Source organism: Streptomyces sp. 35G-GA-8, from assembly GCF_023534745.1.
Classification (GTDB): Bacteria; Actinomycetota; Actinomycetes; order Streptomycetales; family Streptomycetaceae; genus Streptomyces.
Window position 1 is genome coordinate 69,656 of sequence record NZ_JAMHJQ010000016.1, and the last position, 25,352, is coordinate 95,007.

Genomic DNA, 25,352 nt, shown 5'->3' on the forward strand with positions numbered 1-25,352 from the left:
CCGCTCCTGCTGACGGTGCTCCTGGCCCTGCTCGCCCTGGTGATGGTGGTGGGCGTCAGTATCGGGGCGGTCACCATCCCGGTCGCGGAGGTGTGGCACATCATCCTCCGTCATCTGACAGGTGGCGGCGCGACGGGCGATCCCGCCACGGACCAGATCGTGTGGAGCTTCCGCACGCCCCGTGTCGTACTGGCCGCGCTGGTCGGCACCGGGCTCGCGATCGCCGGCGTGATCCTCCAGGCGGTGGTATCCAATCCGCTCGCGGATCCGACCGTTCTCGGCTTCTCCTACGGAGCGTCACTCGGCGCCGTCCTCGCCATCACCGCGGCCGGCGGCGCGACACTGGGAGGGCTCGGCGTCTCCTCCGCAGCCTTCGTCGGCGCTCTGGCCGCCGGAGCTCTGGTCTTCGTCCTGGGGCAGAAGAGAGGACGCATGGCACCAACCCGGCTGGTGCTCTCGGGAGTCGCCGTCGGCTACCTCTTCCTCGCGGCCACGAGCTTCTTCCAACTGCGTGCGACGCCGACCGAGTTGCGCACCGTCATGTTCTGGATGCTCGGAAGCGTCTCGGGAGCCAGGTGGGATCAGCTGCCCGTGGTCGCCACGGTCGTCCTCGCCGGCGCCCTCGCTCTTTCGCTGTTCGGCCGCCGACTCAACGCCCTGCTGGCCGGGGACGAGTCCGCGACAGCGCTCGGCGTGGACGTCCACCGGCTGCGGGGCCTCCTGCTGGTGATGTCCGCCCTGATCACGGGCACGGTCATCGCCGTCGCGGGAGGTATCGGCTTCGTCGGCCTGATGATCCCCCATCTCGTACGCCTCGCCACCGGCGCCGACCACCGCAGACTGATTCCCCTGACCGCCGTGGTGGGCGCCATCTACCTGGTCCTCGTCGACCTGCTGTCCCGCACGCTCAACCGCCCCAACGAACTGCCGATCGGCATTCTCACCGCCCTGCTGGGCGCCCCGTTCTTCCTATGGCTGCTGCGCCGCAACAAAGGACTGGACTCCGCATGAGACTCACCGTCGAAGAGCTCCACATCACCCTCGAACGGCAGCCGATCCTGCGTGATGTGACCCTGGACGTGCCGCCGGGCACGGTTGTCGGCCTCGTCGGTCCGAACGGCAGCGGCAAGTCGACACTCCTGCGCGCCGTCTACCGCTCCCTGCGCCCCAGAACCGGCGTCGTCCGCGTCGGCGGCGACGACGTCTGGACACTCTCCTCCCGGGACGCCGCACGCCGGACCGCCGCCGTCCTGCAGGACGGCGGCAACGTGTCGGGGCTGAGCGTCACCGAGATCGTCGCCCTCGGCCGCACCCCCCATCACGGCCTCCTCGGCCGGGACAGCGCCGACGACCACCAGGCTGTGGACGACTCCCTCCGGAGATGCGGTGCACACCTCCTCGCCGACCGGGACTTCGCCTCCCTGTCCGGCGGCGAACGCCAACGTGTGCTCCTGGCCCGCGCCCTGGCCCAGCGCCCGGACGTCCTCGTTCTCGACGAACTCACCAACCACCTGGACATCCGGGCCCGTTTCGAGCTCCTGGAACTGATCCGGTCCACCGGCACCACGACGCTCGCCGTACTGCACGACCTCGACCTCGCGGCCCGGCTCTGCGACCGGATCATCGTCCTCAACGAAGGAGCCGTGGTAGCGGCGGGAGAGGTCCTCGACGTTCTCACTTCCCGGATCCTGGCCGATGTCTTCGGCGTGGCCGCCAGTGCGGACCGCCATCCCGACGGCGTCGTACGCATCACCTATGCGGCACAGCCTCTCAACGCGGACCGGCCCACGGGGACGGCGGCTCGATAACCGCGGGGAGCCAAGGTACGCAGCAGTGCCGAACCCGCCTGCAGGACGGCGCGCCTGGTCCCTGCCAGGCGCGTCCGTGATGGCCCGCGCCGTCAGCAGGTTGTCGCCCGAGGCGGAGATCGAGTCGGTGAACCGTCGGGCCTCGGCGGTACGAGCCCGCCACTTGTCTTCACCCACTGGATCACCTGGGCGGCGGCGCCCTTGCGAATGAGGCAGGCGGCACCGTTCTCCCAGCGAAGGTCGACACCGCTCACCCGGGTCTGGGCGCTGAATTCAATGAACCGCGCATGGTTCAGCTCCCCTTCGACGGGCGCCCGCAGCCCGTAGTTCCGCTTGGCGAACACGACGACGGAGCGTCCCCCCGGTGTCTCGTCACTACCGCCGCACCAGCAGAGGCGGTAGACCACGGCCAATCGAAGCACGTGACGGCTGCTCCACAACTCACACACAACAGCTACTTAAGTCGCTGACCTGCAAGGAAGCAAACAAAGCACCTGTGATTCCCAAGCTCAGAGCGCGAGTTCGATTCTTGTCACCCGCTCCGTGAGAAAGCCCCAGGCCAGTGGCCCGGGGATCATTGTTGTCTAGACCGCTCATGGCCTCTCGCACCACTTGCGCACCACTCAAGAGGCGGAAACGTCCACCCAGAAATCCTCACCAACCGCCACCGGGCATCCCTCGCCGCCGCGCTCACCAACGCCGAAGCCGCAGGGCCACACCCCGGAGCACCAACTGCAGCAAGCAGTCGACAAGCGAGCAGTGGATGACGCACGCTCCACGCGCAGGTCCTCACCTGGCGAAGCCACCGCCTCCCCCAACGCCCTGCCCCGATCGCCCGAGCACGCGCCGCACGAGCTCACACAGCAACAGCGACACGGCAGGAGGCGGACCATAGAAGCCGGACACCGTTGTCGGCCGGATCGCTGCCGGCCTGTACGGGTACGCGGCCCCGCGGGCAAGGAGATCATCTCGGGGGAAACTCTTGCAGTCGAAGGGAGCAGTCCCTTCCGCCCTCTCCCTTGCGAACAACTGCCGCAGACAGGCCACTTCTGCGTCCCAGTTGCACTCGTCGGCACGAGCTGTACGGGCCTTCCCAAATCACGGACCCTGGAGGGTCTTATAAAACTCAATCCTCGTTTGCGGTAGAGTCTTTATAAGCCTGCTATCGACTCCCGGAGGTTCCCTTGGTCCTGTCCCTCGCGAAGCCGTCCCCTGAACCCGATGACGTACGGGCCCAGTTGGGCGGCCTGGGGACCAGGTTGGAGTTCCTGCACAACGTACTGCGCGCGGGCGAGGCTGCGAGGCGCACCGCCGTCCCCAATGACCCGACGGGAACGGCGGGCCGACGGGCCTACGAGGCGCACGTGCGGACCATCCGCGAGTTCCACATCGAGAAGGAGGGGTGGGCCCGGCTCATCCACGGTCGCCTGGAGCTTGTCTGCAACGCGGACCGGTCGGTCGCGATGGGCGTGATGATCGGCGACGCCGCCACGGGACAGGCAAGCCTGTTCCCGAAGAACGCACGCCGACGCGGACCCGCCACCGACATGGTCACTCGCGCCAATGCCGGTGAAGGTACCTCGCACGTACAGACGGCTCTGTTCGTAGCCGGTGCCGGTCCTGACGGGGTTGCGTTGAGTGAAGAAGAGGCTTACGCCCTCAAGACGTGGTTCCTGCTGTCCTACCGCACCAAGATCGGCGACACTGTGCGGATCGACTGCGAACTGTCGCAGCCAAAGAGGTTCGAGGACGGCTTCGTGGTCGAATGGGGTAGACGGATTCCGCTTCCCACCCTGGTGATGGACGGAATCGAACCCGTGAACGATGATGGGCCTGGAGAGATCGACATCCCCGTCGACTTCCGCTGAGGCCCGTCGGTGGGGCGGCGAACCCTGTCGCCCCACCGTGCACCGCCAATAACTGAGGCAGCCCCACATGGTTACCCCGTCACGTATCACGCTGGCCCGCAAGCGCAGGGGCCTCACCCTCGCTGAGCTGTCGGACCTGGCTGGGGTGTCACTGCAGAGCCTGTCGAACTACGAGACGGGACGCACCGCACCACGTCCTGACACTCTCAACAAGATCGCCTCGGCGCTGGACTTTCCTGCCGCCTTCTTCGAGGGCCCGGCGCTGGACGAGCTCCCCGCCGAAGGTATCTCCTGGCGGGCGCGCAGCAAGACGTCGGCGAGAGTCCTCGAAGCCGCTCGGGCCGCCGGCACGTTGGGCGCGATGCTGTACGAGTGGATCGATGAAAGATTCCACCTCCCAGCAGTGAACGTGCCCTCACTGGGCAAACCCGACCCGGAGACAGCCGCTGGCATGGTCCGCACCCGCTGGGGCCTGGGAGAAGCGCCGGCACCCAACATGGTGCACCTTCTGGAGGCACATGGGGTTCGGGTGTTCTCACTGGATCCCGACCACGCCGAAGTCGACGCATTCGCGGTTTGGCGCGACGGCGTTCCGTTCGTGTTCCTCAATACGCTCAAGTCAGCCGAGCGTGGCCGCTTCGACGCAGCCCACGAACTGGGCCATCTCGTCATGCACGGTAGCGAGCATGCCTGCTCAGGGCCCGAGGCCGAACGGCAAGCGAACGAGTTCGCCTCCGCGTTCCTGATGCCGCGAGCGAGCGTTTTGGGGCATATGCCGTCGGGCGCGCACGTCGACCAGATCCTTCACGGCAAGAAGATCTGGAATGTCTCCGCCATGGCCCTGACCTACCGCATCCACGATCTGGGCCTGCTCTCCGACTGGCAGTACCGGTCCACATGCGCCGAGCTGAGCCGGTTGGGGTACCGGTCCAACGAGCCGCAGGGCATGGGCCAGCGCGAAACGTCGCAGGTACTGACGAAAGTCTTCACCGCGCTGCGTTCGAAGCGCGTTCGCCCCTGGTCCGTCGCGGCAGAACTCGGGCTCACCAGTGAGGAGATGAACCGGCTCCTCTTCGGGCTCACCCTCACCACCTTCGACGGTGAGGCCCGACACGTGACGGCTCCTGCAAAGCGCAGTCTGTCCATCGTCCCCTGAGGGCCACGTCCGCACACACCGCGCGGCCGTGCAGTGGCCCGCCCCGGGGAGCTTCCAAAGTAGGCAGGACACCAACCACACCCGCTCCACCGGCTTAGACTTGATCCACCCGCGTTCCGTAAAAGAACAGTGCGGCGGGCCCACTTGCGTGCCGACTGCGCGGCACTGGGCCGGCCGAGTGCTTGAAGGGCATGGCGTCTTGCACGTAGGTCTCCGTTTCCTCGGCGGCGCCGGTCAGGCGGGGGTGCGATCGCGGAGCAGGGAATCCAGGAGCGCCGCGGTAGCCGCGGGGTCGGTGGTGTGGTGAATGGTTTGGATACCCAGGGCCTCGGCCGGAGGCAGGTTCTCAGCGTGATCGTCGACGAACACGCACTCCGGACCCTCAAGCTCCAGAGCCTCCAGCGCACGCTGGTAGATGGTCGGCGACGGCTTCCGTACACCCTCCAGCTCCGACAAGATCACTGCGTCGAAGAAGTCGCGCCACATCCCCTTGTCCTCGTACGGGTTGTACGGCTCGATGCCGAACGAGTTGCTGAGGATGGCGACCTTGATTCCCGCCGCGCGGGCGCGCTGGGCTGCCTCGACGATCTGAGGTTCCGGGTGGAGGTTGGCGAGTGCGCGCCGCATCAGGTCCGTCGGGTCAATGCCGAGGATGCCTCCGATGACACGGTTCCAGTCTTCTTGCGTGGCCTCCCCGACTTCCAGCGCCGAGTAGATCGCGACGCCCTCCGGGTGCTGGCCGAGCGCGTGGAAGTAGGCACCCGGGCTCAGTCCCTCGGACCTCTCGAACGCCTCGCCGTTCAGCCTCATGCGAGTGGTCAAAACGCCACCGAAGTCGAGAATCAGGCCACGGTATGGGGCGGGCAATTCATCCTCCATGTGGATTTGGTGATGCTGAAGCGGCCCAGCCACCGCAACGGCAGACAGACCGTTGGGTGCCCTCCCGGTAGAGAGACACCAGCATCTCGGTACCGCTTTGCTCCGGGCTGCTCTAACAGGAAACAGACTTTGCTTCTCACGCCGTATGCCGACTGGTCAGGTTCTTTCCAGGAAGTCCCTCACGAGGGGGGTCGTATGTGCGGCGAGCTTGCTTTTGAGTCCCGTGAGGAGGCTGGTTCCGCGGGAGGAGGTGACGCCGCCGAGGGTTTGTATTGCCCGGTTGGCGGTGTGTACGGCGGCGTCGATGTCTCCGAGCGCGAGATGCGCGTCGGCCTCGCGGGTGAGGCGTAGAGCGGCTGTGCGCGGCGGGGGCTGGTCGTGTGTGCCGACCTGGTGGGCGGTGGCGATGGCGGCGTGGTGGGTGAGGGCGCGGCGGGGGTCGCGGAGGTCGAGGGCGTTGGTGGCGGCCCAGCCGTGGAGTTCGTCGCGGTTGATCCAGTACACGCATGCGGGTTCGTCGTCCGGTGGGCCGACGCGTTCGTAGGTGTCGAACATAGCGTGTTCGGCCCGCTGGCTGGCCAGGGTGTTTCCGGCGCGTGCGTGGGCGCGGGAGGCACGTGCGTGGAGTACCGCGGTCATCCTGAGCGAGTCGGCTCGGACGGCGTGACGGTGGGCAGCGTCGACGAGTTGAAGCGCGCCTTCGGGGTCACCTGTGCTGTAGCGGAGCATGGCCCAGAAGCCGAGGGTGTTGGCGGTAACAACGGGGTCGGCCGCGCTCCCGGCGGAGCGCAAGGCGGCCAGGTAGTGGCGTTGCGCCTGCGCGGGGTGGCCGGAATCGACGGCGCACCAGCCTGAGATACGTGATGCTTCGGCGGCGGCGGCGAACAGGCGGCGGCCGGTGGTGGCGCTGTAGGAGGTGTTCTTGAGGGTGTGGGTGATCATCCGGCGTTCGGCGCAGGCGAGGGCATAGGTCTGGCCCGATCCGATCTGGTCGTCCAGGTGTCTGAGGGTGGCGAGGCGGTCCTCGATGAGCCGGGGGGTGTGGTCGTTGATCAGGGGGCGCCGGTGGGAGGAGAGGACGGCGGTCGCCGGTGAGGCGGCGGCCCAGTTCGCCAGTAGGGCGGCCAGCGTGCCGCCGGTGATCACGAATTCCCTGCGTTCCATGTCGGCGGACCCTCCTACGAGTTCCAGTGCCTGGACGGTTCCGGATGGTGTCCATGGGGAGGCGAGCAGCGCACGGTCGTCTCTGAGCGCGAGCCGTAACCAGTGGGGCCAGCCCAGCGCGTGGACCTGGTCGAGGGGGACGCCGAGCATGTCGGCCATGGCGATGGTGGCGCGGCGGTCCGGCCGGCTACGGCCCTTCTTCCACCGGGAGATTTTCTCCGGGCGGCAGGCCATGGTTCCGAGGCCGAGACGCTGGTGGTGGGCCGCCAGGCGGCGGGCGAACGTATTGCCGTCGCAGCGTTCCTGATCCAACACCAATTGCAGGAGGCCCCCGGCCCCGTCGTCCACGGCTGCGGCCACGCGCGGTCCTCCCCCTATTTATGGCGGGCGGAGCTACATGTGTACCCACCGTTCCCAGTGTCCTGCCCCTCTCGTGGAGCCGGTCAAGGTGCCTGCACGAGAAGGCAATCGGAGGCAGACGGGCGCAACCAGAGGCAGACAGGAGGCCGTTCCCTCGGCCCGTGCCCCGGGCTGACGATGTGTGATGCACGGCAAGCCGCTCCGTTCACGGGGCGGCTGCCGTGCACCGTGTGCCCCACCAGGGGCGCATTCAGCCCGCTACACCTGAGGAGGATGAGAGATGGAGATCTCGAAGTCGCAGGCGGCTGCCCAGAGCAGCGTCCAGGAGGGCGAGACGGACGTCATGGAGGTGATCGAGCCGTCCGCGGTCGTTCGGTCCGAGGACGTCGAGCAGGAAGAGTGCTACACGTTCTGACCCGCTGATGGGGGCGAGGGGGTGCTGTGCAGCCATCGGCGCAGGGCACCCCCTCGTACTCAAAGCCAAAGGAGAAGGTGCGGTTGATCCACGTATTCACCGGGCCGACGCTCAGCCCGGACGACCCGGTACTGTCCGATCCCCGGTTCGCCCCACGGCTCCCCATCCGGCACGGTGACCTGTTCGACACCGGTATCGCCGCAGCGGACAGCGTGGTCATCATCGACGGCGTCTACCACCACACGCCCGCCGTCCGGCACAAAGAGATCATCTGGGCTCTCGGCAAGGGCGTGCGCGTCGTCGGCGCCGCGAGCATCGGCGCCCTGCGCGCGGCTGAGCTGGCACCGTGCGGAATGGTCGGAGTGGGCGAGATCTACGACGCCTACGCCGCCGGAAGGATCCAGGGGGACGATGAAGTCGCCGTCGGGCAGTCGGCCGATGCTGATATGCGTTCGGTGACCTGGCCCCTGGTCAATCTCCGCCACGTGCTGAAGCTCGCAGCGGCAGCCGGAGTCATCACACCGGACGCGTCCGCGGAGGTCCTCGGGGAACTGCGGGGCGTCTACTACCCGCACCGGTCACTGACGGCCGTCCTGGTCATCAGCCGTCGGTGCGGAGCCGAGGAGTTCGCCCGGTGGCTCACCGCGCGCGTGGCTGAGGACCGGCACTTCGGCGATCTCAAACGGGCCGACGCTTTGCGGGCGCTGAAGACCGCACTGTCCCTCGCCGGCACGCCCGCGTCGCCGCCGTCCGCGCTGGTTTGGCGGACCCGCCATTTCCGCGCGTGGGCCAACATGTTCGCCGTACAGACCGTCGAGGGGGTCAAGCTGGCGACACGTCACCGGATCACCTATCAGCAGCTCTTCGACCCGCAGTTCAAAGAGCTGTGGTGGGACTACCTCAGCACGGCCGCGTCCGGCGCGGCGGGTTTGCCCCGCTCGCTGGCCTGCGCGGTGATCCGTCCGGAGACAGACCTGACGGACCAGGACACGGTGGCCCGGCTGTTGGTGCGCGAGACACCGGCCGACCGGACCGCCATCGCCCGGTATGTCGCGCGCAACGAGGAGACGGCCCGATCGCACCAGGGCTTCTTCCCGGACGCCATCAAGAACAGCCTGGCCCGCAGGCTCCTCGCCTCACTCTGGTCCACGCAGACGGATGACGCACTGGAGGACGAGTCCTGGGCCCGTGGATTCCAGGGCGACCGCGATGCGGTGGACGCGGTCAAGGTGTTCGTACTGGGGTTTTTACACGATCAGGAGGTGGGACGGTGAGCCGGATTGTCCTCGACGGCACGGTGCGCACCAGGCCCCCGGGGGAAACGTGGCGGGCTCTGGAACCGGAGCTGGAGCACCTCGGTATCTCCCGCGTGGCGTGCCTCACGGGTCTCGATCACCTCGGTATCCCGGTGTGGACGGCGATCCGCCCGCACTCGCACACCCTCGTCACCTCCCAGGGCAAAGGCGCGAGCGACGAGCTGGCCAAGATCTCGGCCGTGCTGGAGGGCGCGGAACTGTGGCACGCCGAGCAGCTCCCGGCGACAGCACCAGTACGCGGCTCCTACCGCGCCCTCGAACCGCCCTACCCGATGGCTCTCCTGCCGGTGAAGCTCCATCACGAAAGCCTCAAGGACATCGAGCTGGACTGGGTTACGGGCGCGGGTCTGCTCAGCGGTCAGGACATCCCGGTCCCCGCCGACCTGGTCCGGCGCCGCGTACGGCGCGATGTATCGCAGCCGGAGCCTTTCCATGTCACGAGCAACGGCCTGGCCTGTGGAAACACTCTGGAGGAAGCGATCCTGCACGGGCTGTTCGAGGTCGTCGAGCGGGACGTCCTGCACTGCGACTACGCAAGCGGGGGACGCCGCCGCACCCTGGTCGACCCGCAGAGCGTGGACGACCCGTACTGCCGGGAGCTGATCGGCCGGTTCCAGGCTGCCGGCATGTTCCTGGAGATAGCGCTCGTGGACAGTGACCACCAGCTCCCCGTGTGCGCGGCCTACATCTGGTCGGAGGACTATCCGGTCCTCTTCGCCGGATCTGGATGCCACCGCGATCCGCACATCGCGCTCTCCCGAGCCCTCACCGAAGCCGCCCAGTCCCGGCTGACCTGCATCGCCGGCACCCGCGACGACCTCGACTCCCACGAGAACGCCTTCGCCGCCCGCCCTCCGTCCCCCGAACCGGCCTGGCCGGGCACCGCCGACTGGAACACCCTCATCAGCCACTACGGGCCGGCCGAGCCGGACTTCACCCAGGAAACGGCGTCAGTGGCCGCCCGGATCGCCTCCGTCACCGGCCACGAGCCGATCGCCGTCACCCTGCACCAGTCCGACGCCTACGCCGGAGCGAAGGTCATCAGCCCCGGACTGGAAATGCGCATCATCCGCTCCATCCCCCGCCCAGGCAACCACCATGGGTGAGAGCCACCGGAGCCACCAGACCGCGACCGAGCAGCAGCTCGCAGCCGTATACGACGCCTTCCACACGGCCAGAGCCTCGACCACCCTGGTCGCACAGCTCTACGCCGAAGCCATGGGCGACGCCTACCCACATGAGCTGGAAGCCTCCAGCTCATGCGACTGGCCCCTGCTCGGGACCCTGATCAGCCGACTGCGGCTGCGCCCCGGCCAGCGGCTCATCGACCTGGGATGCGGCACCGGAGGCGCAGGGCTGTGGCTGGCCCGCGCACTGTCCGTGCACCTGGTCGGCATCGACATCTCACCGACGGCAATCGCCCTGGCCACCCGACGAACTCCCGCATTCGTACCGCCCGGACAGGCCGCCTTCCGCGTCGCGACCCTGGAGGCGACCGGCCTCCCCGACGCGCAGGCCGACGGCATCGTCTGCATCGACGCCCTGGGATTCGCCCCCGACCGGATGGGCACGCTCAGAGAGATGCGCCGGGTGTTACGCCCCGGCAGCCGGGCTGTCCTCACCTCCGGCGGCCGCCACACAAACCCCGTCGCCCCGCCGTGGTCGCACCGGGCCGCGGCGGCCGGCCTGGAGCTGGAATCGGAGGAAGAGCGACCAGGCGAACCGGCGATGTGGCACCGCCTCTACCAACTGTGGACCGGACACGAAGCGGACCTGCGCCGCCACCTCGGCGACCAGCAGGCCGAAAGCATGCTCACCGAGGCCCGCACACATGCACCGGCACTCGGAAATCGACGCTCCGTCACCGTTACGCTGAGGCGGCCCAGTATTGAGGACGCACCCTCAAGCGCCACGGCACGACAGAGCCGTTCCGGGGCATGAAACGAAAGGTAGGTGCACCGGCCGATGCCGACTCGTGTGGCCGTCTACGGGGCCGGATCCTGGGGCACCGCTTTCTCCATGATCCTCGCCGACGCCGGGTGTGAAGTGTCGCTGTGGGGGCGGCGTGCCGAACTCGTCGACGCCATCAACAGCACCCGCAGCAATCCCGACTATCTGCCCGGCGTGACCCTCCCGAGCGGGATCACGGCGACGGCCGACGCGGCACAGGCCGCCGAGAACGCTGACTTCGCTGTCCTCAGCGTCACCGCGCAGACCCTGCGGGCCAACCTGACGACCTGGGCACCCCTCCTCGCGCACGACACCGTCCTCGTCTCCCTGATGAAAGGCGTCGAGCTCAGCACGGCCTCGCTGATGAGCGAAGTCATCGCCGACATCACAGGAGCCGGGCCAGAGCGGATCGCGGTCGTCACCGGCCCCAACCTCGCAGGCGAGATCATCCGCCGACAGCCCGCCGCCAGCGTCGTGGCATGCGCGGACAAGGACGTCGCCGAACGCCTCCAAGCCGCCTGCCACACCCCGTACTTCCGCCCATACACCACCACCGACGTCATCGGCTGCGAACTCGGCGGCGCGGTCAAGAACGTCATCGCCCTGGCCGTAGGCATCGCCGACGGCCACGGCCTCGGCAAGAACACGCAGGCCGCACTCATCACCCGGGGCCTGGCCGAAACCACCCGCCTCGCCCAGGCAATGGGCGCCGGCCCCCAGACCCTCGCCGGACTCGCCGGCATGGGCGACCTCGTCGCCACCTGCTCCTCACCCCTGTCCCGCAACCACACCTTCGGCGCCAACCTCGGCCGCGGCCTCACCCTCGCCGAAACCGCCGCAGTCACCAAGCAGACTGCCGAAGGCGTCACCTCCTGCCGGTCCGTCCTCGACCTCGCACGACGCCACGGCGTAGACATGCCACTGACCGAGACCGTTGTCGGCATCGTCCACGGCGGCACACCACTACAACAGGCCATCAAAGAACTCATGTCACGCTCAGCGAAACCCGAGCTTCACTGAACCCCACGCGCCGCCCTGCCGGGACAGCGGTACGAGCACAGGGCTGACCACCGGCTTTCCCGCGTTCGCCGGGAAGCCCTTCCCCACGATCAAGCCCGGCGCCGAGGCAGGTCGCCCAGCTCGCGCCCTCGAAGGGAAGATGCGCGGCGGACAGGCGCGCGATCTCGGCCGCATCGGACACGGTGGGGGTCAGCGGAGCCATGTCGCCACCTGGTCCGTGGTGAGGATCTCGACCTGCCACGCCCGGGGGATCAGGTGGTTCCGGTTGCGGGCACCGAGTTTCGTGAGGAGTTCACGGCCATCCGCGCGTACGTCGTTGACCGGCCGGTTCAGCTCCGTGGCCATATGCGCGAGCCCCATGCCCCGCGCGATCAGCGGGACAAGGGCGCGCTGTTCGCGCGGCAGGTACAGCGTTCCGGGGTCGAGCAACGGCGGGTGCGGGATGGCCCTCGTGGCGTAGCCGACAGCGATGGCAGCGGGGGTTTCACTCACGCGATGCAGCTTGGTCTTCGCCTGCCTCAGGTAGCTGGCAGCGGTCCCTTCGCGGATCTTGAGGTCCTGCGCGACCACGGCAAGCGTGTTGCCGGCGGCCAGGCCCTCAAGCACCTGCCGCTCTCGGGGCGCGAGGAAGACCCTCGTGACGATCATGGTGGTCACTGCTCAACTCCTCAGTGCGTGTGAACGATCGATCCGCTGGCACCATGCGGCGAACCGCAGCTCGTCGGCGGCCACCAGGCGGTGTATGACGAGTGCCGGTCGCCGTCGGTGTCGCGCCCGGCGCAGCGTCACGAGGGCGAGCGCGACGAAGAGAGCGAGGGCGGAGCGGTTGGGTGTCCGCCCGGCGCTGAGGCGCTTCGGCTCCCCGTGAGGGACATACGGAGCCGTGTTCTCCCAGCGCCGGGCGGAGCGTCGAGCCGCGAGGGGAAGCGGCCCGACATCTGCGACAGGAGGCGTCATGCGTCGTCTCCCATCAGGTCCAAGAGCGCGAGAATCGCCAGGGCGTACCGGCGCAGATACCACAGCGCCTCGTCGGGGTCTGGCTGTTCGTCGCGCAGAGCAAGCAGGTGGCGCAGTTCCTCGGTGGGGTACATCGCGACGCGGTGCGGGACCACCTGCACGAGCTGACGGGTGGCCCGCCGGAACCGGTCGTTGATCCGCGCCGCGTCCTCGCAGCTCAGCGGCACGACCTCGGGGGGCTGCTGACGACACGCGGGGAGCCCGAGGCGGATCGCCAGGTCATCGAGCCGCCAGCTGCGGGCTGGGCGTCCGGGCCGGTCGGCGAGCACCTCTTCGAGCGTGTCGATCAGGTCATCGCTGATCCCCTCGTCAGCGAGAGAGCGGGACAGGAGATAGACGAGGCGGCGCTTCGCCTCGTCCTTGGAGGTGTCCGGTCGCCCCAGCAGTTCGGCGGCGGTGGCTTCATCGACAGCGACCATCACACCCCTCCCTCGGGGACGTGGAAGGTGGCCCAGGTGGTGGTGCCGCCGTTGCTGACACCCCAGTTCCCAGAGAGAGCGTCAACGAGGAACAGACCGCGTCCGCACACGTCGTCATCCGCAGCAGCACATAACTGGGCGGGTGTCGGGTTGGCGTCGGTGACCTCGATGTGGAGGTGGCTGCCGGTGTGCCGCATCCGCAGGCTCACGGTCCCGTGGCCGTGCTCGACCGCGTTGGTGACCAGTTCGGAGACGACAAGCCGTACGTCCTCCGCCAACGTGGCGGGGACGGCCCACAGTCGCATGTGGGCGACGGTGATGCGCCGTATCTGGGCGACGCGAGCCGGGTCCGGTGCCATGGCCACCTCGAAGACGCCCGTCCTCAGCTGTGCAGCGGGCGGCGCGACGGCGCTGGCGGGGCTCATCGGGGGCCAATGTGGGGGGCGAGGATTGCCAGGGGCGGTAAAGCCCCCAACACACCAAGTGCCAAGCCGGGGCGCAGGGACTGGCGCACCGCGTGACGGCCGCTCTTCCCGCGTTCCCGGCCTGGCGGGTCGGGCCGCGTCTTCTCCTGATCAGTACGAGTCATGGCGTGCCTCGTGATCGTGGGTGGCGCCGCACTCCGCCCGTGAACGCCTGTCGCGTCGGCACGGAGTGAAGCCGTACCGCGACTTAACGCCACCTCAACGTCCCTTGGTTAGGGGGATCAACAACTTCTCGCGGCACATCCCCTAGGGGGATTTGACATTCTCTTTACCTTTGCTCGCTCGTCTCGGCCTACCGTGAAGTGGTGAGCAGCACACGGAATGACGCGCTCAGTGCATGGATGTCTGAGCACCAGATGAGTTCCAACGCCCTGGCTGAGAAGGTCAATCAGGTCATCGGCGAGCTGACCGGCAAGATGGGCGGGCTCGACGGCTCCGACGTTCGCGGCTGGAAGGCTGGACGTGTGCGATGGCCCAAGTCGGCTACACGGGCCGCGCTGGAGCAGATCACCGGGCTGGCCGCGACGGACTTAGGGTTCGTTCGTCGGGGCAAGGACCCGGCCCTGGCAGCGCGATCGTCGGAGGATCCTGTGCATCGCCGAGCATTTATAGCCGCGACCACCGGAACGGCCCTGTCCGCCATTCCCTCGACCCGACTCACCGTCGGCGCGGGCGACGTGCAGCGGCTTCGGGACAAGCTCGCGGAACTGTGGCTGCTGGACGACCAGAACGGTGGTGGCCCCGAGCTGGAAACCCGTGCGGTGGCTCTGAGCGCGCATGCCATGGAACTCCAGCAGAACGGCAGTGCCACCACCCGTATCCGCAGCCGTCTCTACGCGCTGGCCGCCACCTTCACCGCAACAGCGATGTGGGCCGCCACGGACTCCCGCCGACTCGGAGACGCACAGCGGCACATGGAGAAGGCCATCACTCTCGCCGGGCTGTCCGGCGACGGGCAGGCACAGCACCAGATCTGGCGCTACGCATCCATGCTCGCCGGACAGCGCGGACGGTGGGCCGACGCGGTCGCCGCCTCGGAAGCAGCCATGGGCACCTCCGTTCACCGCAGCGACCCCCGATACGCCTCGCTCACCCACGCTCGACTGGCTCTGTCTCTCCCGGCGCTGGGCGAGCACTCCCGCGCCCAGCACGCTCTGGACCACGCGAGCCGCGCGTTCACCCGCGCTGACCCGGAAGCGTTCCGGCCGGCGTCCATGGACTTCTACACTCGGGGCGAACTGGACGGTCTGACCGGCATCACCCATCTACGCCTGGGAAACGCAGAGAAGGCTGAGTTCCACCTGCACCGCTGCCTGTCCGACCTCCGCGACGACCAGCGCCGCAACCGCGCGTACTACACCGTCCACGTCGCCTTCGCCCAGCTCGGCCAGGGGGACATCGACCAAGCCTGTTCCACCGCCGCCGCGGTGATGCCGCCGCCGGGATCCACCCCGACCGGCCGCATTCCTCATCTGCTGAGCACTTTCACCCGGCACCTCAACAACCAGGCCCCGCATGCGAGGACCACTCGCGAATGGAACGACCGCACCGCCACCTCACCGAGGAGACACCCGTGAACCCCCACGGCACCGTAACCCTGCGCCACTACGGCCCGAACGAACTCGACGACGGTGTACGCACCACGCTCGCCGAGGTCTACGCAGAGGTCTACGCAGACCGGCTCTCCGACCCCTTCTTCTCCGTGGAACGCTTCCAGGAGCGCCTGGACGGGCACGTCTCCCGCCCCGGCTGGGAAGTCGTCGTCGGGTACGACGGCGGCGAGGCCATCGGTTACGCATACGGCTCCGCCCTGCCTGAAGGGTCGAGGTGGTGGGCGGGAATGCTCAGCCCACTGCCCAAGGAAGACATCGATGAGACAGGCGGCAGGCGCACACTCGCGCTGTTCGAGCTGATGGTCCGCCAGCCGTGGCGGAAGACCGGCAACGCCCACCACATCCACGAAGCACTCCTCGCCAACCGCCCGGAGGAGCGGGTGACGCTCCTGGTGGAGCCGAGCCATCCGAAGGTGCAGGCGCTCTACGAACAGTGGGGATATAAGTACATCGGTGATCAGCAGCCATTCCCCGACGCCCCGGTCTACGCGACCATGCTCCGCCCACTGCCATAAGGGCCGGGACTCGTTCGTGAAGTGGCGCGTTCAAACTGCCTCTTCCACTCACCGACGAACCCACTGGGTAGATCAACAATTCGCACTGGATGTAGGGCGTGTTTCGAAAGTGCCGTGATCTGAGAGCATGGTGCGAAGGATGTTGTTCGGCAGACGGTCAGTTCTGGCTCACCGCTTGAACCCCAGATTGGATTTTCCCGGGCAATCCGCAGAGGCGTGCACATCGCGGTTGCTGGCACTGCCCCCATCGGCGACGACGGAACGACCGTGGGGCAAGGCGGCGTCTATGCCCAAACCGTAAGGTACCTCGACATTGCCGAGGCGGCACTGAAGGCAGCGGGGGCCTCACCGGGAGACGTCGTGCGGACCCGCATCATGCTCACGGACGTGAGTCGTTGGAAGGAAGCTGCACGAGCACACGGAGAGCGATTCGCGTCTGTCCGGCCAGCCTGCACCTTCGTTGAGGTCTCACGCTTCATCGATCCCGACTGGCTTGTCGAAGTGGAGATTGACGCCGTACTCGACTGACGTCCGAAAGTGCTGGTCACATCAACTCGTTGATGGCCGCGACCAGCACGGTCGCTTCGTAGCGGACGGCAAGTTTGTCGTACCTCGTGGCCACCGCGCGGTGGCGCTTGAGGCGATTGATCCCGCACTCCACCGCGTGGCGCTTCTTGTAGTCGTCCTTGTCGAACGTCGGCAGTCGGCCCCCGCGGGAGCCGCGTTTCTTGCGGTTGGCTGTCTGGGCGGGCGCTTCTCCGGGATCGTGCAGCGGATGCGGCGTCGGCGCAGGTAGGCGCGGTTCGCGCGGGAGCCGTACGCTTTGTCCGCGCGGACCTTGTCCGGCCGGCTGCCCGGGTGTCCCTGCCCGGGCCGGGGGACCCGGATGCGGCCCGGGACGACCTGAAACTGGGGAAAAGTCGCCGCGCTGCCCGGCCGTGATCACCAGCGACATCGGCTTCTGGGCCTGCTCGACCGCGAGGTGGATCTTGGTGGTCAGCCCGTCCCGGGAGCGTCCAAGCCCGTTGTCGTCAGGCTCGGAGAAGACGCCGCCGGGCGGCTCGACCTGCTGATCCCCTTTTTGCGGGCACCGGCCGCGTGCTGGTGGGCGCGGGCAACCGTGGAGTCCGCCGAGATGACCTAGATGATCAGTCCCTTCACGTCGGCCTGGGCCTGCAACTGCTCGAAGACGCGGTGGGGCCCTTCGACATGGGTGGTCTCAGTTGCCTCGCTCGGAGCGGGTACAGCAGCACTCACCCGACCGTATGAACAGCCACCCGCTGGGCTGCCACAACCCGCGCCGCGCATTGTCGATTCCGGGCTGGATCGGCGTCGTCGATGCCAGTCAATGTTTCTTTGCAGACGAAGACGTCGAAGGCGGACGTGCCGCCGGCTTCGTCTGTCGCGAACTGATTAAGACGCCGGGCATAGGGGTAAGGCGCCCGTCCGAGAGCGGGCCTCCTCTCCAGCCACCGGGCCGTTTCATGTCGTTGGCTCGTCGGCGGTGGCGAGTTCATGTACGCCATGGCGTACGCATGAGCGCAATCACGCCAAGTTGGTTGGCTGGTCGACCTCTTCTGGTCGCGTTACCAGGAAGTATGCAGCGGAGTCGCCCTTAAGTCTCCGCCGTAATCCAGTCGTGTACCTCACCGCGCGTTAGATCGAATACTTCGTGGATCAACATCACCGAGGCTCTATTCACTGCTGCCCTACAGGTGATTCACGATGCGCACACAGACGCGAAGACTTCTCACGGCCGTCCTGGCCCTGGCTCTCCTTGCGATAGCGGGTGTCGTCCCGTCCTGGGCGTCGCCCCGAGACCGGCCGCCGTCCACGGCTTCGTCGAACATCGCCCAGGCTGAGGCCCGGACGGCTGCGGACATACCTGAACCACCCGAGGCCATGACCCTGACTGAGCGGCGCAAGCAGGTAGCGCAGGAGCGGGACGAGCTCTCGCCCATGCGCAACTATGCGCGCTCGCCAGGCACGGAGCCGACCGAGAAGCCGCACAGCCGTCCCAACGCGCAGCCCAAGAAGGGCCCGGCGGCGAACAGTGAGGCGACGCCCTTCTCGGCGGCCGCCACCGTCGGCCCGAAATGGGTATCAATCTCTAACGGGGTGTGGCCCGGCAGCTTCTTCATTGGCGGGCACCTACAGTTCGCCTCGGGCACCGGTGCGAACTACTCCGGATTGTGGATATTCATCCTGGACGAGGCCGGGAAGATCGTTCACGACTGGGAGATCGACAAGGCCACCTACGACCCGGCTGGCAAGGGGATCATGGACAGCGGGGCCTGGTGCTACGGCTGGTGGCCGGCCAGTCAGCTCCCTGTCGACCAATGCTTCTGGTGGGCTAACACCGCGCTGGATGGCCCACTTGAGGATGGTAAGAAGTATTACGCATGGATTTACACCAAGGGTACGGACGGTACGTGGGACCCCTACGGCACCACCTCTCCGCTGATCGAGGCGTTCTACACCCCGGACATCCCAGGTGCCCAGGCGGGCATCTGCTCCTGCTACGCGCAGGCGAACCGTGCCGACCCGGTCAACACGGCGACCGGCATGTTCTACGAGCAGCTCACGGACGCCTCGTTGGTGGGTCCCGGCGTGCCCCTGGCCCTGGAGCGGACCTACCGTTCGGACTCATCTGCCACCGGTTTGCTGGGGCGCGGGTGGGCGACGCCCTTCGATGCGGGGCTGACCGTAGCGACGGGGAAGGTGACGTACCGGGCGGACGACGGGGCGTCGTTCGTGTTCACACAGGCCAGTGACGGCACGTACACAGCTCCGGCGGGTTCAACGGCCAAGCTGGTCAAGGGCACGAGCACCTATACGCTCACCACGCCGGACCACACCAGACGGACCTTCGACAGCGGGGGGCTGCTGACCTCTGTGGTCGACACGGCCGGCAAGGGGCTGAGCCTGACGTACGCGTCCGGCAAGCTCGCTGCCGTCAAGGACGCAGCCGACCGCACGACCACCTTCACCACCGGCACCGACGGACTGCTGTCCAAGGTGAGCCTGCCGGACGGCACCTCGGTGTCGTACGGCTATACCGATGGTCTGCTGGCCTCGGTGACCGACCCGGCCGGGAAGACGTCCTCCTACGCGTACGGCGCGGACAAGCGGCTTTCCTCGTACACCGACCCGGCGGGTGGCAAGGTCGCCAACACCTACGACAGCGCGGGCCGCGTCACGTCGCAGACGGACCAGAACGGCAAGACCACCACATTCACCTGGGACAGCAGCACCGGTTCGGCGCACACCACGGCCCCCGACGGCGGGGTGTGGACCGACGTGTACGCCGCCAACGTCCTGATGGAGACGATCGACCCGTACGGCGAGAGCATCAGCTACGACTACGACCGCTATCTGCGGCCCATCTCCATCACCGACCAGCGCGGCAACACCACGGAGATGACGTACGACAGCGCCGGGCGGATGCTCACCCGCAGCGCGCCGTCGGCCCTCGGCTACTCGGAGAGCTGGACCTACGACACCTCGGGCAACATCACCAGCCACACCGACGGCCGTCTCAACAAGACGACGTACGCGTACAACACGTCGAACCAGCTGACCTTGACCACGGACCCGATGGGCGGCGCAACCGCCTACACCTACACCACGCTCGGTGCCCTCGCCACCGTGAAGACCCCGCGCGGCAAGGTCACCACCTACGGCTACGACACGGCAGGCAACCGGGCATCGGTCACCACCACGCTCGGCGAGAAGACCACGTTCACCTATGACAAGGCCGGCCGGATCCTGTCCAAGACGGACCCACGCGGCAACGTCGCGGGAGCCGACCCGGCTCCTTACACCACGACGTACACCTATGACGGGCGTGGTCTCCTCAGCTCGGCCACCGATCCGCTGGGCAACACCACGGCCTACGAGTACAACGGTGCCGAGCAGTTGACGTCCGCGCGAAATCCGGCGGGCGACATCACCACGTTCGGCTACGACGACGCCGGACACCCGACCCGGACCACCGATCCGTCCGGCAAGTCCGCCACCCGCACCTACGACGCGAGCGGGCGACTCGCCTCCGAGACCGACGCGGCCGGCAACAAGACCACCTACACCTACGACAAGGTGGGCCGCCTGCTCACCACCGTCTCGCCGCGCGGCAACGTCTCCGGCACCGACCCGGCCGCCTACACCACGAGCTACACCTACGACGCCGCTGGTAACCAGACCAAGGTCACCGGTCCCACCGGTGCGTCCACCACCACGACGTATGACGCGATCAACCGACCCCTCGTGGTCGCCGACCCACTGACCCACACCACCGGGTACACCTACGACGCCAACGACAACGTCACCAAGACCACCGACGCCGCAAGCAAGACGCTCACCTCCGTCTACGACAAGAACAATCGGCTCACCAGCAGCACCAACCAGCTGAGCAAGACCACCTCCTACGCGTACGACGCCGACGGCAACCTGCTCAGCAGCACCTCACCGCTCGGCAACAAGGCGAGCTGGACCTACGACGACGACGGCCGCCGAGCCACCGCGGTCGACCCCCGAGGCAACGCCACCGGCGCCAACCCCGCCCAGTACACGACCACCTATGGCTACGACCCGGCGGGCAACCCCACGACCGTCACCGACCCACTCGGCGGCGTGACCGCCACCGCCTACGACGCGGTGAACAACGTCGTCAAGCAGACGGACGCCGACAAGCGCACCACCACCTACGGCTATAACAACCTCGACCAGCTGAGCAAGGTCACCGCACCCGGCGGCGCCGTCACCACCTACGGCTACGACAAAGTCGGCAATGTCACCCAGCGCACCGACGCCAACGACCACGTCACCACGTACGGCTATGACTCCGCACACCGTCTCACCTCGGTCACCGACCCGCTGAAACGAGAGACGACCTACAGCTACGACGCCGACAACAACCTCGTCAAAACGACCACGCCCCGGGGATCCACCACTTACTCGTTCGACCAGCGGGGACTCCCCACCAAGGTTGACTACTCGGACACCACGCCCGACGTGACGTTCGGCTACGACGACGCCGGGCGCATGACTGCCCGCGCCAACTCCAAGATATCCGAGGACTTCGTCTACGACGCCGTAGGCAACCTCACCAAGACACGCGGCTTCGCCTACACCTACGATGCCGCCGGACAGATGCTCACCCGCAAATACTCCGACGGCAACACCCTCACCTACACCTACGACAACGACGGCCGCACCTCCACGATGGCGGCCGACAGCAAGACCACCACTTACACCTGGGACGCAGTCGGCAACCTGACCAAGTCGGCGCTGCCCAACACCGAGACCGAGGACCGCACCTACGACCGGGCGGGCCGCCTGACAGCCGTCGCCTCCGCCAAAGCGGGCGCCACGGTAACCAAGACCGCTCTCACCCTCTCCGCCGCAGGTCTGCCCTCCCACGTCGACGTCACCCGGGCCGGTGTCGGCACCGGTGGCTATGACCAGACCTACGACGCGGCCGGCCGCCTCACCTCCGGCTGCTACACCCAGCCCTGGGTTACCGGCTGCGCGGCGAGCCGCACCACGTCCTACACCTACGACAAGGTCGGCAACCGCCTCACCTCCACCCTCGGTACCGCCTCCACCAGCTACGTCTACGACGCGGCCGACCAGCTCACCTCGACCACTACCGGCACCACGACCACCGCCTACGGCTACGACACCGAGGGCAACCAGACCAAGGCGGGCACCGACACCTACACCTACGACCTGGCCGGACAGATATCCGCCGCCACCGTCGCCGGCGCCTCCTACACCTACGACCACGACGCCAGCGGCAACCAGGTCGCCACCGCCGAGGCTGGCACCGTCACCAACCGCACCCAGTGGGACCCCAACGCACCCCAGCCGATCCTTGCCACCGAGTACGACAGCGCCTGGGCGATCAAGCAGTCCTACCGCTACGACCCGCTCGGGCAGCCCACCGCCACCAAGACCGGCACCGGGGCCCTCTTCTACTACCACCACGACACCCAGGGCTCACCGGTCGACGTCACCAGCAGCACCGGCACCCTCCACCAGCGCTGGGCCTACGACCCGTACGGCACCCGCGTCCTCAACACCACCACCAGCGGCGCCCCCACCAGCACCCCCTCATACACCGGCGCCCGCTACGAGACCACCACCGGCAACCTCGACCTCCACGCCCGCCAGTACAACACCGCCACCGGCCGCTTCACGAGCCCCGACCCCGCGACCCGCGACCAGTCGACCCCGGGGATCTCGCCGTACGCGTACGCCGACAACGTCCCCACCCTCCTGACCGACCCCAGCGGCCTGACACCCGACGACCCCAACAACGAACGCGTCGACAGCATCGGCGAAGCACTCGGCATCTTCGGCGACGCCTTCGTCGACGTCTTCACGTCCCCGTACGTGTTCCTCCAGGACGCACACGACGCGTTCACCGGCGAAAACGGCGGCGCCGGCGGCTTCGTCGACAAATACCTCCCCGTACGCCCCGCCTACCGCCTCTACCGCGCCGAAGACATGCTCCGCCAACAAGGCTGCGAGGCCCTTGCCGACCAATACGCCAAAGCCGCCGACGAACTCAGCCAACAGATCGCCCTCACCGGCATCGGGGGACTGACCGGCTGGCGACGGGCAGCGGTGGCTCCTCGCGGTGCGGCTGGAGCAACCGTGATGGGGGTTCCGCCTGCCGCGTCGTTCACCTGGGCCGGCGGAAGCGTCCGCTACACGAGGACTGCCACGGCGATCGGCGACGATGCAAACACGATCCAGAATCTTCTGCGGTCGAAGGGGAACTACGGGCACGACGTCATTGTTCACGGCAATGAACAGGGAGAATTCATCGTCGACGGCAAGATAACCCACCCGCAGCAAATCGCTGATTTGGTCAGAGAGAATCCGTACTACGATGGGGGTCCCATCCAGCTGGTCACCTGCCACGGCGCCTGCAAGGCCGCAGGCGAACTCTCCGAGGCGCTCGGTGGCGTGGAGGTGAGAAACGCGAGCGGCCATCAGGTGGACCTCGATCGACGGACCGGCAAGGTCCGCGAATGGCCTGAGGGCAGCCTGGGCGACCCGAAGTAAACCAGCCCAGAAGTAGTCCGGAGGGTGCGCCAGGACCGGGGGCCCTGGCGCACCCTCATGCGCTAACGTGATCATATCCAACGCCGTCAGCAGCCCGACCAGGAGGACGTCGCATGCGCCAAGTCACCCCCCTCGGCTTGTTCGGCAGTATCTCCGGCCAGTCCCGCTTCAGCCGCAACGCGGAGGAAATCAAGGAACTCTCCGGTCAGATACCCGTACACGAACGCGCACGCGTTGCGGAATATCTGAGAGCGGCACCCGTGATTATCGCCCTCATGGGACACACAGAGGACGTCTTGGGTCAGAAATTCTCCGTAATGGGCGGATCCGCCCTTCACAGCGACGGCACCTACTACTGGCGTCGCGACACAGCCGAGTACGTGGAGACCTACGGCACGCGCCTTCCTTCCGCATTCATGGAACACGGCGCGAGGGTGAAATGGATCGTGCCTCCTCTCACTGATGAAGAAGTCATGGAGATCGACGATTTCTTCATGTCTCTCCGCGCACAGGGCTGAGCAGTCAGATTTCTGGATCCGGGATCCGCTTGGCCGGTTCGGCCACCGGAACAGGCTGTCCTGCAAGGGCCGACGACGCGCCGCCCGTCCGAGGGATTACTGGTGGGGGTGCTGCTGGTAGTGGTGTTGAGGACGCGAGTGCCGTACGGGTCGTAGGTCGACCGCCCGGGGAGATCGGACTTCAAGGTGGAACACTCTTCTGCGGACCCACCCTGTAGTCGACCCGTGAGCAGTCCGGAGGGCACGGCAAGGCCCTGACCTCAGCGCCCGCCGCCGTCTCCGACAGATGAGCTCTCGGGCGTGCTCGGCCTCTGGGCGGCGGGACCGACTCTGTCTTGGGCCGAGTTGGCCATGGTCGGCTGAGCCTGCCCCGAACTCCGCCCTCCACTGGAGCGGTACTCCACGCACTTCGTGGAGCCCGACGATGCCTCACATCAGGATGCGTGCCAGGTCCGGAGGACGGCCTGCGAGTAGCTCCGTCGCAGGCCAGGACAGTAATGAACCCGCCCGAATCCCCAGACGAACAGCTGGAAAGCGTGCTGGTCCGCGCGAGTGAACGGGACTCCGAATCCTTCGCGTGCGCATACGCCCCTGTCGCCATGGGCTCGAAGTCTCTCATCGCGTAGGCCAAGGCCACCCGAGTCGTCTTCGTAGCCGTCCCATCGCAACCCAGCCCCGTCCCAGCCCTTCAGTGCGGTACACCAGGGTCAGAAACGGTCAATCCAACCGGCTCCAGTACAGCTCGCAGACCCAAGTAGTCCCTGGTCAGAGCGCTGCGGCACTCCAGAGCGCCGTTGATTCCCAAGCTCAGAGCGCGAGTTCGATTCTCGTCACCCGCTCCACACAAAAGCCCCAGGCCACCGGCCCGGGGCTTCCTTGTTGTCTAGTCCAATCCGAGGACCGCGCACCACTTGTGCACGACATCTGGCGGTCAACAGGAGCAACGAACCGCACTTCGGCGCCCTGTCGAGCATACATTCGGATACGTTCTCGAATTCTGAGACCGACTTTGCGTGACGCGCGCCACACCTCTAGCCGCCCCAAAACTACTGACCGTCGCGGCTGTTGATCGCGGCATGAGCACCCGCATCAGCCAACATGACTGCTGGAAAGCCGTGTTGGTGCCGAAGTGGACAGCCGTCGGGCGGACAGGGTCGAGCACTCAGCGTGACGAGACGCCAGTTCGGGGGCTGACGCCGCGTCACGTCAGCCCCCGAACGGTCGGCCAGTCCAGCGTCAGGCCCGGCGCACCACTTCCGCACCGCTTGCCTTGGCCTCGGCCACGTCATGCCGTTCCGCGCTCACACGGGCGTCGAGTCCGGCCGCGACCTCCTTCTGCCGCTCCAGCGTCGAGGCCAGATCGGCGCCGAGCTGCCGAGCGGAAGCGGTGAGGGCGCGAACGTCTACAGGGAGGCCGACCCTCGCGCTTTGGTGGACCGCCCGACCAACCGGGAGCGCGGGACGGACGACCGGGATCCTGATTGGACACTGTTCCTCAACCAAGCTGAACTGGTCTGTTTGGAGGGGATGTGCCGCCTCGACCTCGGTCAGACGGTGCGCGCTCAGTCGCGGAACAGAGGCATGTGCCTCGGCCGGCTCGCGACCGCAGCCTTCGGCGCAGGGGACATCGACCACAGTGTGGAAGCCACGAAGAAGGCGATCGGGCTGATTCGGACGGCAGGCATGTCTTCCGCTCGGACAGTGCAGCAGTTGAAGATCGTCCACGATGGGCTGGCCCCTCATCAAAGAGCCACGGCGGGGGGCGGCCGGGCTAA

21 protein-coding genes are annotated in these 25,352 nt (G+C 67.3%); 14 read left to right on the forward strand and 7 right to left on the reverse strand.

What is annotated here, in order from left to right:
* Positions 1 to 42 precede the first annotated feature (42 nt).
* The 4 genes from M1203_RS31160 (at position 43) to M1203_RS31175 (ending at position 4,832) form a co-directional block, all read left to right on the forward strand.
* Positions 43 to 1,011, forward strand: coding sequence for an iron ABC transporter permease (locus M1203_RS31160; protein WP_249953272.1), 969 nt, complete (start codon positions 43 to 45; stop codon positions 1,009 to 1,011).
* The gene (locus M1203_RS31165) at positions 1,008 to 1,808 is read left to right on the forward strand and encodes an ABC transporter ATP-binding protein (protein ID WP_249953175.1); all 801 of its coding nucleotides are present in this window, start codon (positions 1,008 to 1,010) and stop codon (positions 1,806 to 1,808) included. The genes M1203_RS31160 and M1203_RS31165 overlap by 4 nt, the downstream gene beginning before the upstream one ends.
* 1,259 nt (positions 1,809 to 3,067) lie before the next feature.
* Positions 3,068 to 3,676, forward strand: a complete 609-nt coding sequence (locus tag M1203_RS31170) for a hypothetical protein (protein ID WP_249953176.1) — start codon at positions 3,068 to 3,070, stop codon at positions 3,674 to 3,676.
* A 67-nt stretch (positions 3,677 to 3,743) separates the two neighbouring features.
* A complete protein-coding gene (locus M1203_RS31175; RefSeq protein WP_249953177.1) occupies positions 3,744 to 4,832 on the forward strand; it encodes an ImmA/IrrE family metallo-endopeptidase in 1,089 nt (362 codons plus the stop codon).
* Positions 4,833 to 5,066: 234 nt separating this feature from the next.
* Here the strand turns inward: M1203_RS31175 and M1203_RS31180 are convergent, their stop codons facing one another.
* Together M1203_RS31180 and M1203_RS31185 are read right to left on the reverse strand one after the other, a co-directional pair.
* Positions 5,067 to 5,711, reverse strand: a complete 645-nt coding sequence (locus M1203_RS31180) for an HAD family phosphatase (protein WP_249953178.1) — start codon at positions 5,709 to 5,711, stop codon at positions 5,067 to 5,069.
* Positions 5,712 to 5,867: 156 nt separating this feature from the next.
* Positions 5,868 to 7,235: a transcriptional regulator gene (locus tag M1203_RS31185; protein ID WP_249953179.1), complete on the reverse strand. Its 1,368-nt coding sequence runs from the start codon at positions 7,233 to 7,235 to the stop codon at positions 5,868 to 5,870.
* A gap of 280 nt (positions 7,236 to 7,515) precedes the next feature.
* Between M1203_RS31185 and M1203_RS38860 the strand changes: the two genes are divergently transcribed.
* The 5 genes from M1203_RS38860 to M1203_RS31205 all read left to right on the forward strand — a co-directional run bounded on the left by M1203_RS38860 (position 7,516) and on the right by M1203_RS31205 (position 11,936).
* Positions 7,516 to 7,650 carry a hypothetical protein gene (locus M1203_RS38860; protein WP_283959234.1) on the forward strand — a complete coding sequence of 45 codons (135 nt, stop codon included), beginning with the start codon at positions 7,516 to 7,518 and terminating at the stop codon, positions 7,648 to 7,650.
* A 77-nt stretch (positions 7,651 to 7,727) separates the two neighbouring features.
* The gene (locus M1203_RS31190) at positions 7,728 to 8,924 is read left to right on the forward strand and encodes a TfuA-like protein (protein WP_249953180.1); all 1,197 of its coding nucleotides are present in this window, start codon (positions 7,728 to 7,730) and stop codon (positions 8,922 to 8,924) included.
* Positions 8,921 to 10,072 carry a YcaO-like family protein gene (locus tag M1203_RS31195; protein ID WP_249953181.1) on the forward strand — a complete coding sequence of 384 codons (1,152 nt, stop codon included), beginning with the start codon at positions 8,921 to 8,923 and terminating at the stop codon, positions 10,070 to 10,072. The genes M1203_RS31190 and M1203_RS31195 overlap by 4 nt, the downstream gene beginning before the upstream one ends.
* Positions 10,065 to 10,907 (forward strand): class I SAM-dependent methyltransferase, encoded by an 843-nt coding sequence (locus M1203_RS31200; protein WP_249953182.1) that lies wholly within the window; start codon positions 10,065 to 10,067, stop codon positions 10,905 to 10,907. Before M1203_RS31195 ends, M1203_RS31200 begins: the two co-directional genes overlap by 8 nt.
* 24 nt (positions 10,908 to 10,931) lie before the next feature.
* Positions 10,932 to 11,936 (forward strand): NAD(P)H-dependent glycerol-3-phosphate dehydrogenase, encoded by a 1,005-nt coding sequence (locus M1203_RS31205; protein ID WP_249953183.1) that lies wholly within the window; start codon positions 10,932 to 10,934, stop codon positions 11,934 to 11,936.
* A gap of 189 nt (positions 11,937 to 12,125) precedes the next feature.
* On the opposite strand, the gene M1203_RS31210 is transcribed toward M1203_RS31205, so the two are convergent.
* From M1203_RS31210 to M1203_RS31220, 3 genes are all read right to left on the reverse strand, one after another.
* Entirely contained in the window at positions 12,126 to 12,584 is a 459-nt protein-coding gene (locus tag M1203_RS31210) for a LuxR C-terminal-related transcriptional regulator (RefSeq protein WP_249953273.1), read from the reverse strand.
* 305 nt (positions 12,585 to 12,889) lie between these two features.
* Positions 12,890 to 13,372, reverse strand: coding sequence for a hypothetical protein (locus tag M1203_RS31215; RefSeq protein ID WP_249953184.1), 483 nt, complete (start codon positions 13,370 to 13,372; stop codon positions 12,890 to 12,892).
* Positions 13,372 to 13,797 carry an ATP-binding protein gene (locus tag M1203_RS31220; RefSeq protein WP_249953185.1) on the reverse strand — a complete coding sequence of 142 codons (426 nt, stop codon included), beginning with the start codon at positions 13,795 to 13,797 and terminating at the stop codon, positions 13,372 to 13,374. Before M1203_RS31220 ends, M1203_RS31215 begins: the two co-directional genes overlap by 1 nt.
* A 401-nt stretch (positions 13,798 to 14,198) precedes the next feature.
* Between M1203_RS31220 and M1203_RS31225 the strand changes: the two genes are divergently transcribed.
* From M1203_RS31225 to M1203_RS31235, 3 genes are all read left to right on the forward strand, one after another.
* Positions 14,199 to 15,434 (forward strand): Tat pathway signal protein, encoded by a 1,236-nt coding sequence (locus tag M1203_RS31225; protein ID WP_249953186.1) that lies wholly within the window; start codon positions 14,199 to 14,201, stop codon positions 15,432 to 15,434.
* A complete protein-coding gene (locus M1203_RS31230; RefSeq protein WP_249953187.1) occupies positions 15,431 to 15,985 on the forward strand; it encodes a GNAT family N-acetyltransferase in 555 nt (184 codons plus the stop codon). Before M1203_RS31225 ends, M1203_RS31230 begins: the two co-directional genes overlap by 4 nt.
* Positions 15,986 to 16,171: 186 nt before the next feature.
* Positions 16,172 to 16,513, forward strand: coding sequence for a Rid family hydrolase (locus tag M1203_RS31235; protein ID WP_308404938.1), 342 nt, complete (start codon positions 16,172 to 16,174; stop codon positions 16,511 to 16,513).
* A gap of 16 nt (positions 16,514 to 16,529) precedes the next feature.
* Here M1203_RS31235 and M1203_RS31240 read toward each other — a convergent pair whose 3' ends face one another.
* Positions 16,530 to 16,940, reverse strand: a complete 411-nt coding sequence (locus tag M1203_RS31240; protein WP_249953189.1) for a hypothetical protein — start codon at positions 16,938 to 16,940, stop codon at positions 16,530 to 16,532.
* Between the two features lie 947 nt (positions 16,941 to 17,887).
* Here M1203_RS31240 and M1203_RS31245 point away from each other — a divergent pair.
* Together M1203_RS31245 and M1203_RS31250 are read left to right on the forward strand one after the other, a co-directional pair.
* The gene (locus M1203_RS31245) at positions 17,888 to 23,059 is read left to right on the forward strand and encodes a DUF6531 domain-containing protein (RefSeq protein ID WP_249953190.1); all 5,172 of its coding nucleotides are present in this window, start codon (positions 17,888 to 17,890) and stop codon (positions 23,057 to 23,059) included.
* 113 nt (positions 23,060 to 23,172) lie between these two features.
* Positions 23,173 to 23,577, forward strand: coding sequence for a hypothetical protein (locus M1203_RS31250; RefSeq protein ID WP_249953191.1), 405 nt, complete (start codon positions 23,173 to 23,175; stop codon positions 23,575 to 23,577).
* A 1,236-nt stretch (positions 23,578 to 24,813) separates the two neighbouring features.
* On the opposite strand, the gene M1203_RS31255 is transcribed toward M1203_RS31250, so the two are convergent.
* Positions 24,814 to 25,302, reverse strand: a complete 489-nt coding sequence (locus tag M1203_RS31255) for a hypothetical protein (RefSeq protein WP_249953192.1) — start codon at positions 25,300 to 25,302, stop codon at positions 24,814 to 24,816.
* Between the last annotated feature and the right edge of the window lie 50 nt (positions 25,303 to 25,352).